Raw genomic sequence first — 12802 nt, forward strand, 5'->3', positions numbered from 1 at the left:
CACGGGGGCGATCAGGGCGCCATGATATCGAAGCTGTCCTGGTTTTGTGGCGCCAGTGCCACCGGCGGCTGCAGCTGAAGATCGATCCAGTTTGACGTCACCCGCTGCTGTTTGCTGTCTTCAACCGTTACCGACAGACGATAGTGATTCGTTGCGCCTGGCGACGTGTCCCAGGCGGGCATAATAATACTCCAGCCCTGCGGATCGTCAGGCCGGGTCCCCGGCGTCAGGCTCAGCGCCTGCGTGTCGCCCTGCCAGCTTACTTTACGTACCGGATTCGCGCTGCGGATCTGCACTTTCAGCGACAGACTCTCACCAGGATTCAACTGCCACGGCGGCGTGGCGAGAAAAACAGAGAAGGTTTTTCGCTGGCGAAAAGCCAGAACCGGCGTCGAGCTGCGCGTCACCGTATCGTAGCGGCTGCCGCGCAGCGAACGGGTGGCTGCAACGTTATCCGGGCTGAGCTGCTGGCTGAGCGCCACGCCGAACCGGTAGTTAAGGTGCAGCCCGAGCTGATCCTGACTCTCCCCTTCGCTGCTGGTTTTGTGGCTGGCGGAAACGGTGACCAGCGGCACTGGCGTATAGGAGAGGCCCAGCGTCAGCGCAGAGGGGTTGTGATACGTGTTGCCGGAGTTGAACAGATCGACATTGTTGCCCAGATACTGCTGCCAGCTAACGGAGACGCCCAGCTGACGATAAAACGGCAGATAGCCGCGCGTGGTAACGTCATAACCGCGCGCCAGCCGCTGCTGCTGAAACGGATTGCGGTTGCGCCAGCCTGAGAGCGGCGTGTAGTAGTTGGCTGAAAAGCGCAAAAAGTCAGACCAGGCCTCCGTACCCACTGATGCCCGCTGCAGCCCGCTGTCGAACATACGATCGACAAATCCGTTATAACCAAGCAGCCAGTTGCCCGCCACCCAGCGCTGACCCAGGCCAGCATTACCAATCAGCCCGTTATCCGTCTGATGCACGCCCAGCTCGCTGAAGGTCAGATAGTTATAGCGATCGGCCCACGGCGTCAGCAGCGACGCCCCGCTGCCGCTGAAGTTACCTTCCATGTCGACATTAAGATCGATTTGCGCCTGACCGTAAGGCGACAGCAGCAGCTGGCCTTCATCCGCCACCCGGGTGGCCACCTCATCGCGAAAGTGATTAAACGCCCAGATCCCGGCCTGCTGCCCGAGCGACGTCTCACTGTCACCGTTCTGGCTCGCTTCGCCGATGCTCTTTGCGATGGTCGCCAGTTTTTTACTTAAGACGTCGCTATCAGCGTTATAGCCCAGCGCCGGCAGGTCATCAGCCATTTGCCGGAAGTGAGCGGGATCGGTAAAGGGCGCGTCAGCCACGCGGGTAGCGGTCGTCAGCGCCAGCGCAGGCAGCGCTACGCCAGTCAGGCAGAATGGCAGAAGTGTGCGGATAAGCAGTGGCAACATAAAATCAGCTATCGTTTCGGTAATAAAGTAGACGGCGATCACAAAACGGCAGATCTAACCTTATCACACTCTGCTGATTCTGCAGGCAATTTAGGAGGATTTACGGAAAGCGGTGCGGGCGTATGGCAGAGCAGTGCAGAGACAGACCGGGTGCCTGTCTCTGCGCTGCGGTTAAAAACCTAAGCTGTCCAGCAGATCATCAACCTGATCCTGACTGGAAACCACGCCAGGGGCATTAGCGTGGATCTGCGGGCCGTTCAGCAGGCTGGTGGCCTCTTTGCGCGCCGCCGCGTTTGCCTCTGGCATGTTCTCCAGCAGCACCATCAGCAGCTGCCGTTCAATTTCCTGGATGACATCCATCATGCGCTTGATCACCTGACCCGTGAGGTCCTGAAAATCCTGCGCCATCATAATATCCAGCAGCTGCTTGTTGGTGAATGACGTGTGCTGCGGCACCTCAGCGAGAAACTCACGCGTATCCGAAACCAACTCGCGCGCATCAGCAAGCTCAATCGGGTTTTCAAACCACGCATCCCAGCGCCCTTTTAACTGCGTGGCGCCCGCTTCCATCTTATCCTGATGCGGCTGTGACGCTTCCACGCTGTTCAGCGCGCGTTCTGCTGCCTGCGCCGTCATCTGTACTACATAATCCAGACGATCGCGGGCATCCGGGATCGCTTCTGCGGCTTCGGCAATCGCCTGATCCAGCCCGAGTTCACGCAGGCTGTCGCGCAGCATACGCGTCAGCGAGCCAATTCGGACAATAATGTCGTGTGCCGAGGCTTCTTCAGTTGATTTCGGAAGGTCGCTCATCACATCTCCTTACATGCCCAGTTTTTCGAATATTTTACCCAGCTTCTCTTCCAGCGTGGCGGCGGTGAAAGGTTTCACTACGTAGCCGCTGGCGCCAGCCTGAGCGGCAGCAATAATGTTCTCTTTCTTCGCTTCTGCCGTCACCATCAGCACCGGCAGCTTGCTCAGCGTGGCGTCGGCGCGAATGGTCTGCAGCAGCTGCAGGCCATCCATGTTTGGCATGTTCCAGTCAGAGACCACGAAGTCGAAGCCGCCTGCGCGCAGTTTATTCAGCGCATCAACGCCATCCTCGGCTTCTTCAACGTTATTGAAACCCAGCTCTTTCAGCAGGTTGCGGACGATGCGACGCATGGTGTTAAAGTCGTCCACTACCAAAAAGCGCATATTTTTATCAGCCATATCTACTCCTGTGTTGTCTCGTCCGGCAGGACGGGCTCGTTAAATTCGCAATGCCTGTCCGGCGCTAATTTTTGCCAGCATATGCTGGCTGATGTGGCCCAGATCGACCACTTCACTGGTGCCGCCCATCGCTATTGCTTCGCGCGGCATGCCAAATACCACACAGCTGGCTTCATCCTGCGCGATGGTCCAGGCGCCTGCGCGATGCATTTCCAGCATCCCGGCCGCGCCGTCATTTCCCATCCCGGTCAGAATGACGCCCACTGCATTTCGTCCTGCATTGACGGCCACCGAGCGAAACAGCACATCCACAGAGGGTTTGTGCCGGTTAACCGGCGGGCCATCATTAAGTTTTACAACGTAGTTCGCTCCGCTACGCCCCAGCTCCATATGCATTGCGCCTGGCGCGATATAGGCGTGACCCGGCAGAATACGTTCGCCATCCTCCGCCTCTTTCACGGTGATCTGGCAGAGCTTGTTCAGCCGCTCGGCAAACGAGCGGGTAAATCCCGGCGGCATATGCTGCGTGATCAGCAGCGCCGGACTGGTCGCCGGCAGCGGCTGCAGTACATGGCGGATCGCTTCCGTACCGCCGGTGGACGAGCCGATCGCAATCAGCTTTTCACTGCTGAGCAGCGGACCCGCTTTCAGCGTGACCGGCGCCGGCGACACGGTGCGCGTATGCAGCTTCGCCCGCGCCGCGCCGCGAATTTTGTCGGCGATCATCTGGCTGTAAGCCAGCATGCCCTCGCGGATCCCCAGCTGCGGTTTCGTGACAAAATCCACCGCGCCCAGCTCCAGCGCGCGCAGCGTGACTTCCGAACCCTTACCGGTGAGAGAGGAGACCATCACCACCGGCATCGGCCGCAGACGCATCAGTTTTTCCAGAAAGTCGAGGCCATCCATACGCGGCATCTCAACATCCAGCGTCAGCACCTGCGGGTTGTACTGTTTGATTAAATCCCGCGCTACCAGCGGGTCCGGTGCCGTCGCAACCATCTCCATATCGGGATGGCTGTTGATGATCTCCGTCATCAGCTGGCGCATCAGCGCCGAGTCATCCACGCACATCACGGTGATTTTGCTCATCGTCTTTCCTTAGTCAGCCCATACACGGTCTGCCCGCGCAGCCAGAACTCTTTGCTGATCTGGCTGAAGTTTTCTGAATGCCCGGCAAACAGCACTCCGCCCGGCTTCAGCAGCGGAACAAAACGGCGCAGGATTTTTTCCTGAGTCTCTTTATCGAAGTAGATCATTACGTTGCGGCAAAAAATAGCGTCAAACGGGCCAGGCAGCGCCCACTCATTAGCCAGCAGATTAAGCTGCGAGTAGTGCACCATACCTGCCAGCTCAGGGCGGACGCGCACCATGCCTTCATGCGGGCCGGTGCCGCGCAGAAAGAAACGCTGCAGCTGCGATTGCGACAGCGTGCGCAGCTCCTCCTGGCGATAGACGCCCGCTACCGCTTTCTCCAGCACCTGCGTGTCGATGTCGCTGGCGTGAACCTGAAATTTGCCAGGTCCGGTGCCCAGCGTTTCAGCCAGCGTCATCGCAATGGAATAGGGCTCTTCGCCGGTTGACGCGGCCGTACTCCAGACGCTGTAGCTGCCGCTGCGTTTCCGGGCGTGTTCTGCCAGGATCGGGAAATGATGCGCTTCGCGAAAAAACGAGGTCAGGTTAGTGGTCAGCGCATTGATAAACGCCTGCCACTCCGCGCTGTTTGGATCCTGTTCAAGCAGCGCCAGATAGCGGCCGAAATCGTCGATATTCAGCGTCCGCAGCCGGCGAACCAGGCGGTTGTAGACCATCTCACGCTTATGATCGGCCAGGACAATACCCGCGCGCTGATAGATCAGCTGGCTGATACGACGAAAGTGCGTATCGGAAAGCGGCAGACGCTGTACCATCTGCGCAAGCAGCGTGGTCGGCTCATTTTGATCGAGGAACGTCGATTTCTTCATCTCGGGCCATCCGGCAACAAACTGTTAAGTGATAGTTCTCTGATTGCTACGCTGCTGCCGGTACTTACCGGGTAAGCGGGCCGCCCAAAGCGGCCCGGCTGCATTAAAAGGTTTCCCAGTTATCATCAGCGCCGCGTGCGCCAGTAGCGGGTGCCAGCGCTTTTTGCGCAACCGGCGATACCTTTTTTAACGCTGTAGATACGTTAACGGCCTGCGCGACAAATTCTTTACCAATATTGAACACGGCAACGGATTGTTTCAGGCGGCTGGCCTGCTCTTCCAGAGCGGCAGCGGCCGTCGCAGACTCTTCAACCAGCGCGGCGTTTTGCTGTGTTACCCGGTCCATTTCCGTCACGGCCACGCCCACCTGGTCGATACCTTTGCTCTGCTCATCGGAGGCGGAGGCGATTTCACCCATGATATCGGTCACTCGCGTTACGGCGCTGACGATCTCACTCATGGTTTCACCTGCGCTTTCGACCAGCACCGAGCCGGTGTTAACGCGGCTGACAGAGTCTTCAATCAGCGCTTTGATCTCTTTCGCCGCCTGAGCGCTGCGCTGTGCCAGACTGCGCACTTCACCTGCAACCACCGCAAACCCGCGTCCCTGTTCACCGGCGCGTGCCGCTTCTACGGCAGCGTTCAGCGCCAGGATATTGGTCTGGAATGCGATACCGTCAATAACGCTGGTGATGTCCGCAATTTTCTTCGAGCTGCCGGCGATATCTTTCATGGTGCTCACCACGCCATCGACCACTTTGCCGCCCTGCTGCGCGGTCTCTGAGGCGTTAAGCGCCAGCTGCGAGGCCTGACGTGCATTTTCTGCATTCAGTCTCACCGTGGCGGTAAGCTGCTCCATGCTGGCAGCCGTCTGCTCCAGCGAAGCCGCCTGCTGTTCGGTACGGGAAGAGAGGTCGTTATTGCCCATCGCGATTTCACTCGCGCCGGTATAGATAGCGTCAGATCCATCGCGTACGGTACGCACCGTGCGCGCCAGCTCCTGCTGCATCTCTGCCAGCGAACTGAGCAGATCGCCCACTTCGTTACGTACGCTGACGTCAATACTCTGGGTCAGATCGCCCCGCGCAATGTGGCGGATATGTTCAATGCTCTGCTTCAGCGGCCGGATCAGCGCTGAGCGCATTCCGCTCCAGACCAGCATAATCACCAGCAGCGTCACCAGCAGGGTGCCCAGCACCAGCATAATGGCGTGACGATATGCGCTCTCATTGGCGTCAACGCCCTGCTGCGCCAGGCCAAGGTTAGTAGTGAGCCAGGCGTTGTAATCCTTTTCAAATTTGTCCTGCAGACTCTGCGTAGGCTGATCGACAAACCCTTTGAAGTTGCCTGAGCCGAGGAAAACCACCAGCTCAGCCAGCGCATCGCGGTAGGCTTTATAGTTGGCCTGCAGCGCCAGCACGTTCGCAGCGCTTTTGCCCTGCTCCGAAAGGCTGGCATTAAAATCGGCAAAGCCCGCATCGGCGGTTTGCAGCTCCTCATTGGCGAGCGCAACCAGCTCTTTCACCGTGGCCCCCGATCCTGCCATCTGGCTATCCTGTAAATAGCGAATACCGGCGCGGTTTAGCGTATTACGCGCCTGCACCAGCGATACCCAGGAGGTGCCCATGGCGCGCTGCAGGGTACTGAGGCGCTGGTTATAGGCAAAATTATCTTTATCAGCTTTTACCGTTGAGAAGAACATCCCACCGGAAAAGAGCTGCAGCAGCGCAAACAGCGCCAGCACGCAGAGCAGGCCGGAAACAACACGAATACGACTAAACATAAACACCTCATTGGTTGGCGGATCGCTGTAGTTATCGGCGTGGATGAGGGGATCTTTATGCACGCGGCACGCAGTTTATGCGTTGGGTGCAGAGGTGGCAGTAAGGCAGACCGGGCCAGGAGCGCATTAATGCGCTCCCTGCGGGATTAACGGGCTGGCATTCATGCCGGTGTCTGATTAGCCGTGAATGCGCAGTGTATAAGCATGCAGGGTCGGCATTTATGCGACCTGGTAAAATCCCTTAAAACGTTTCCCAGTTCGTATCGCTGGCCGGGGCGGCGGTAGCGGCTTTGCGCGCCGGGCTGCGCAGCGGCTGCGGTTTTCTGCTCTCTGTCAGACGCTGAGCGGCCGGCGCTGCAGTACGCGGAATATGAAACACGGCAACCGACTGACTCAGCCTGCTCGCCTGCGCTTCCAGTGACGCGGCGGCGGCGGCGGACTCCTCGACCAGAGCGGCGTTCTGCTGCGTCACGCGATCCATCTCAGTGACCGCGTGACCCACCTGATCAATACCGCGACTCTGTTCATCTGACGCCGAGGCGATCTCGCCCATGATATCGGTGACGCGCGTGACGGCACCGACAATATCGCTCATGGTGTCACCGGCGGTACCGACCAGCTGCGAACCGGCGTTAACCCGCGTGACCGACTCTTCAATCAGCCCTTTGATCTCTTTCGCCGCCTGAGCGCTGCGCTGTGCCAGACTGCGCACCTCACCCGCCACGACAGCAAAGCCGCGGCCCTGCTCACCGGCGCGTGCCGCTTCAACGGCAGCGTTGAGCGCCAGAATATTCGTCTGGAACGCAATGCCGTCGATAACGCTGATAATGTCGGCAATCTTCTTTGAACTGCCGGCAATATCACTCATGGTGCGCACAACACCTTCCACCACGTCACCGCCTTTACGGGCAGTATCAGAAGCGCTCAGCGCCAGCTGCGACGCCTGACGGGCATTTTCAGCGTTCTGTTTTACCGTAGCGGTCAGCTGTTCCATGCTGGCAGCCGTCTGTTCCAGCGAGGCCGCCTGCTCTTCGGTGCGGGCGGAAAGGTCATTGTTGCCGGCAGAGATTTCGCTGGCACCGGTGAAAATCGCATCGGAGCCGTCGCGCACATCGCTGACGGTACGCACCAGCGACTGCTGCATCTCATGCAGGCTGGCCGCCAGCTGGCTCATCTCATTGCGTCCTTCCACCTGAATCGGCTGGGTCAGGTCGCCGGATGCGATATGTCGGATATGCCCCAGCAGCGCGTGCAGCGGACGGATCAGCACCACCCGCAGGCCAAACCAGCAGCCCGCGATCACCGCGATCACCACGACCATCACCGCGGCCAGCAGCCACATCATGGTGGTAAAGGCGCGCTGGTTCTGGACGACGCCTTTCGCCGCGAGTTCCGCCTGGGCAGTACGCCACTCTTCATAGGTCGCTTTCATTTTGACCTGGCGCGCCTCAATATTCTGCGCAAACATACCCTGCAGATCGTTGGCTTTCAGGCGATCGAGCATCGCTTTCAGGCCGTCGTTAAACGCGTTGTAGTCAGACTCCAGCCGTTCGGTTAAGGCTTCCGGCAGGCCCGGTGTGGAAGGAAGGTTGTAGTAACGCTGGTAGTGCTCTGCGGCCACGCTCAGCTGCTTTTCCGTCTGGGCAATCAGCGCATTGAGCTGTCCGCCGTTGGTTTGCGCTGCCATACTGCCCTGCATACGCAGCATGGCGCGGTTGAGCACGGTGCGGGTCTGATTAAGCTCAATCCACGCATCCGACATAGCGGCAACATTATTGGTAGAGGTCTGTGCGACGGCAAACGCCTCTTTATCTTTGTTCAGCGCTGACCAGAACAGGCCGCCCGAGAGCAGCTGCAGCGCGCCAAAAATCAGCAGCACGGCGATCAGACTGGTAACGACGTTGATACGTTTTAACATGGTGTCTCCAGGAAGAATTTTGACACCCTGTTATCGACGCCAGCCGCAATTAATTGAGGCGGTTTACGCTTCTTTGCGCCAGTCTGGTCCTATTGAAGCTTTTGAGCCTGATTAATAACTAAAAAAACTGCCCTCCGTCACGCATGACAGAGGGCATAACGACACTCAGAAGGTTTCCCAGTGGCTCTCTGCGCCTGTGGTCGTGGCCGCACGACGCGGTGCGGCAGCAACTGCAACTGCAGGCGGGGCAATCTGCGGATGACGCACGCCAGTCACCTGCGCAGCGCCTCGCGTAATGCGGAACAGCGCCACCGACTGGCTGAGGCGGCTGGCCTGCGCCTCCAGTGAAGCAGCAGCTGAGGCCGACTCTTCAACCAGCGCCGCGTTTTGCTGAGTGACCCGATCCATTTCAGTGACCGCGTGACCCACCTGATCGATACCCCGGCTCTGCTCGTCAGACGCTGAAGCAATTTCGCCCATGATATCGGTGACGCGCGTCACCGCACTGACTATCTCACCCATGGTCTCACCGGCGCTCTCTACCAGCACGGAACCACTATTAACGCGCCGGACTGAGTCTTCAATCAGCCCTTTGATCTCTTTGGCCGCCTGAGCGCTGCGCTGCGCCAGACTGCGTACCTCACCGGCCACAACGGCAAAGCCGCGGCCCTGCTCGCCAGCGCGGGCGGCTTCCACCGCAGCGTTAAGCGCCAGAATATTGGTCTGAAATGCAATGCCGTCAATGACGCTGATAATGTCAGCGATTTTCTTTGAACTGCCGGCAATATCTTTCATTGTCGAGACTACGCCCTCGACAACCGTGCCGCCTTTCTGCGCCGTGCCTGAAGCGGTCAGCGCCAGCTGCGACGCCTGACGGGCATTTTCAGCATTCTGCTTCACCGTTGCCGTCAGCTGCTCCATGCTGGCCGCCGTCTGCTCCAGTGATGCAGCCTGCTGCTCGGTGCGCGCCGAAAGATCGTTATTACCGGCGGAGATCTCACTCGCCCCGGTAAAGATCGCATCTGCGCCGTCGCGCACGTCGCTGACCGTGCGCGTCAGCGCCTGCTGCATCTCATGCAGGCTGGTGGCCAGCTGACTCATCTCATTGCGCCCGGTGATGGTAATCGGCTGGGTAAGATCGCCCTGCGCAATATGCCGGATATGCTGGATGCTCTGATTAAGCGGCTGGATGAGTATCCGGCGCAGCCCGAACCAGCACAGAACACCAACGGCAATCACGACGGTCATAACGGCACCAATCAGCCAGAGCATACGGGCATAAGCCGCGCTGTTTTCTTCTGCGCCAGCCTGCGTAAGACGGTTCTGGTCGGCCCGCCAGCGCGTGTAATCAGCGTAAAAGGCGCTCTGGCTGGGCGCTACCGGCGCTTTATAGGCCTGTACCATATCTTTATTTTGCAGCGCGGCCTGCATTGCAGCCAGCGCCTGACTGTAAGCGCTGTAGCTCTGCTCCAGCTGCTGATTAAGCTGTTTATCCAGCCCCGGCGTATCAGGCAGATTACGGAACAGAGTAAAGTTGTCCGCAGCTCGCTGCTGGAAATCCCGACTCTGTAAGTAAAGTTCGCTGACATCAGCCTCTTTCCCCTCCAGTTTACCGGTAGTGATGCGCAGCAGCATACGCGTCAACACCACCCGGCTCTGGTTAAGGCTCATATAAGCATCGGTGATCGCCGCAAGATTCTGCGCAGAGAGCTGTGAGGCCGAAAAACTGGTTTTGTCATGATGCAGTGCGCGGATAAACAGCGATCCGGACGTCAGCTGCAGGGCAGCAAAAAGCACCAGTACCACCAGCAGGCTGGTGACAACACGAATTCGGGTAAACATAATGGGGTCCATCGAAACAGGATAGTGGTAAAGAAAAAGGGCCGCTCTGAGGCGGCCCGGCGGTAAGGTTTATACGCTGCGCAGCGTATCCATCAGCGCCATCTCTTCGCTGCTGAGCAGCTTTTCAATGTCGACCAGAATCAGCATGCGCTCGCCCAGCGCGCCGAGTCCGGTCAGATACTCGGTAGACATCGTCACGGCGAACTCCGGTGCCGGCCGGATCTGCTCATGCGTCAGCGACAGCACATCGGAAACGCCATCCACCACAATGCCGACCACGCGATGCTCCAGATTGAGCACAATCACCACGGTGTTATCGTTGTACTCGACGTCCGGCTGCGAAAACTTCACGCGCAGGTCGATAATTGGCACGATGACGCCGCGCAGATTGGTCACCCCTTTGATAAATTCCGGCGTATTGGCGATGCGCGTGACCTGATCGTAGCCGCGGATCTCCTGTACTTTAAGAATATCGATGCCGTACTCTTCATCACCCAGGGTGAATACCAGAAACTCCTGGCCGACGGTTTCGCCAGCGATTTTGGTCACGGTTGCCATGTCAGTCATTTTTTTGCCCTTTATTTATCAGTTATGCTGCGGCACCGGCCACACGCTTTTCACGGTTCAGCGACTGCAGTGCGGAGACGTCCACAATCAGCGCTACGCTGCCATCCCCCAGAATGGTGGCAGCAGAGATACCCGGCACTTTGCGGTAGTTACTCTCCAGGTTTTTCACCACCACCTGATGCTGACCGATTAACTGATCGACCAGCAGCGCATAGCGGCGGCCCGCACTCTGCAGAATAACCACGATCCCCTGCGTCGCATCGGTTTTGGCATTCTGCACATCAAAGACGTTCCACAGCTCAACCAGCGGCAGATATTCGCCGCGCACTTCCAGCACGCGCTCTCCGCCAGCCAGCGGCTTCAGCTCTTCTGCCGTTGGCTGCAGCGACTCCATGACGGCGTTCAGCGGCAGGATAAAGACTTCATCCGCTACGCGTACCGACATGCCATCCAGGATTGCCAGCGTCAGCGGCAGCAGAATACGAATGGTTGTGCCTTTGCCCTGTTTTGACGCAATCTCGACATGGCCACCCATCTCCTGGATATTACGTTTCACCACGTCCATACCCACGCCGCGTCCGGAGACATCGGTAACCTGCTCAGCGGTAGAGAAGCCGGGAGCGAAGATCAGCATGCCGACCTCTTCATCACTCATGCTGTCGCTGACCGGCAGCCCTGAAGAGAGCGCTTTAGCCAGAATGCGCTCGCGATTCAGGCCAGCTCCGTCGTCGATCACCTCAATACAGATATTGCCGCCCTGGTGCTCAGCAGAGAGCGTCAGATTACCCGTGGCGGTTTTATTGGTTGCCAGGCGTTTTTCCGGTGTTTCGATACCGTGATCCAGACTGTTGCGCACCAGGTGAGTTAACGGATCGATAATGCGCTCAATCAGGCTCTTATCCAGCTCGGTTGAGCTGCCCAGCAGCGTCAGCTCAACTTCTTTACCGAGCTTGCTCGCGAGGTCGCGTACCAGACGCGGGAAGCGGCTGAACACATACTCCATCGGCATCATACGAATCGACATCACCGACTCCTGCAGGTCGCGCGCGTTGCGCTCCAGCTGGCCCATGCTGTTGAGAAGATCGCCATGGGCGACCGGATCCAGCGCACCGGAACGCTGCGCCAGCATCGACTGGGTAATGACCAGCTCGCCGACCAGGTTAATCAGCTGATCCACTTTCTCCACCGCCACGCGAATACTGCTGGATTCGCTCGCTTTGGCCGGCGCCGCGGCGCGCTTGCTTTCGCGTTTTACTGCCGGTGTGATATCCGTTACCGTCGCGCTCTGCGGCGGCGCGGTTGCCGTTTCAGCTGCTGCTTCTGCAAGCGGGGCGGCGGCCTCTGCCTGCGGGAAGCGGATCTGCGCTTCATCGATGACAAAGCAGAGCACCGCAACGATGTCATCTTTATCCACACCTTCAATCGTGGCTTCCAGCGAATGCGTGCCTTTAACGACGTCGGTGACGCTGCCGAGGTTGCTCAGCTCCTCCAGCATCAGCTCTGGCTCTTTCTCTTTAAGATCGACCAGCTGCAGGCGCAGGCCGCGGCTGGCAGCCTTCGCCGCTGCAGGGATATCGACTACCGCAGCAGCAGGCGCTTCAGGCAGAATACCTTTCGCTTCCAGTGCCAGTTGACGCAGCGCCTCGCAGATGTAGTTAAAGCTCTCCGCATTAGGCTCCTGCGCAGTTTTATACGCATCGAGCTGTTCCTGCATAATATCTTTGGTTTCCAAAAACAGGTTGATGATGTCGGTGCTGAGCTGCATTTCGCCGCGGCGCGCACCATCCAGAATGTTCTCCAGGATATGGGTTGTCTCCTGTAAAACCGTAAAGCCAAACGTGCCCGCCCCGCCCTTGATAGAGTGAGCGGCACGAAAAATGGCATTTAACTGTTCGGCATCGGGCTCCTGGGGATCCAGTCCCAACAGGTGTTGCTCCATGTCCGCTAACAGCTCATCGGCCTCGTCAAAAAACGTCTGGTAAAAATCGCTGATGTCCATGCTCACGGGATCACCTCGGCTGTGAGGGTTGGTCTGGTGTTACCGCACCCGCAGCGGGCGCTGCGGTGACGGCGGGCGCTGCCGGAG

General features: G+C 58.5%; 10 protein-coding genes. All 10 read right to left on the bottom strand.

All coding sequences use genetic code 11. The annotated features are described in order from the left end of the window. Positions 1–11: 11 nt before the first annotated feature. Positions 12–1433, bottom strand: a complete 1422-nt coding sequence (locus HA43_RS13875) for a YchO/YchP family invasin (protein ID WP_071668915.1) — start codon at positions 1431–1433, stop codon at positions 12–14. A 171-nt stretch (positions 1434–1604) separates the two neighbouring features. Then, positions 1605–2246 carry a protein phosphatase CheZ gene (gene cheZ, locus HA43_RS13880; protein WP_039384014.1) on the bottom strand — a complete coding sequence of 214 codons (642 nt, stop codon included), beginning with the start codon at positions 2244–2246 and terminating at the stop codon, positions 1605–1607. A gap of 9 nt (positions 2247–2255) precedes the next feature. After that, entirely contained in the window at positions 2256–2645 is a 390-nt protein-coding gene (cheY, locus tag HA43_RS13885; RefSeq protein ID WP_039384013.1) for a chemotaxis response regulator CheY, read from the bottom strand. 39 nt (positions 2646–2684) lie between these two features. After that, a complete protein-coding gene (locus tag HA43_RS13890) occupies positions 2685–3734 on the bottom strand; it encodes a protein-glutamate methylesterase/protein-glutamine glutaminase (RefSeq protein ID WP_039384011.1) in 1050 nt (349 codons plus the stop codon). After that, positions 3731–4606: a protein-glutamate O-methyltransferase CheR gene (gene cheR, locus HA43_RS13895; protein WP_039384010.1), complete on the bottom strand. Its 876-nt coding sequence runs from the start codon at positions 4604–4606 to the stop codon at positions 3731–3733. Before cheR ends, HA43_RS13890 begins: the two co-directional genes overlap by 4 nt. 103 nt (positions 4607–4709) lie before the next feature. After that, a complete protein-coding gene (locus HA43_RS13900; RefSeq protein ID WP_094111911.1) occupies positions 4710–6389 on the bottom strand; it encodes a methyl-accepting chemotaxis protein in 1680 nt (559 codons plus the stop codon). A 241-nt stretch (positions 6390–6630) separates the two neighbouring features. Beyond that, entirely contained in the window at positions 6631–8307 is a 1677-nt protein-coding gene (locus HA43_RS13905) for a methyl-accepting chemotaxis protein (protein ID WP_071668764.1), read from the bottom strand. A gap of 165 nt (positions 8308–8472) precedes the next feature. Continuing rightward, complete coding sequence (locus HA43_RS13910) at positions 8473–10149, bottom strand: methyl-accepting chemotaxis protein (protein WP_039384005.1); 1677 nt, start codon at positions 10147–10149, stop codon at positions 8473–8475. 69 nt (positions 10150–10218) lie between these two features. Continuing rightward, complete coding sequence (gene cheW / locus HA43_RS13915; RefSeq protein WP_039384003.1) at positions 10219–10716, bottom strand: chemotaxis protein CheW; 498 nt, start codon at positions 10714–10716, stop codon at positions 10219–10221. A 22-nt stretch (positions 10717–10738) separates the two neighbouring features. After that, positions 10739–12715 carry a chemotaxis protein CheA gene (gene cheA / locus HA43_RS13920; RefSeq protein ID WP_190289144.1) on the bottom strand — a complete coding sequence of 659 codons (1977 nt, stop codon included), beginning with the start codon at positions 12713–12715 and terminating at the stop codon, positions 10739–10741. Positions 12716–12802: the final 87 nt, after the last annotated feature.

This window comes from Pantoea eucrina (assembly GCF_002095385.1).
GTDB classification, from domain to species: Bacteria; Pseudomonadota; Gammaproteobacteria; order Enterobacterales; family Enterobacteriaceae; genus Pantoea; species Pantoea eucrina.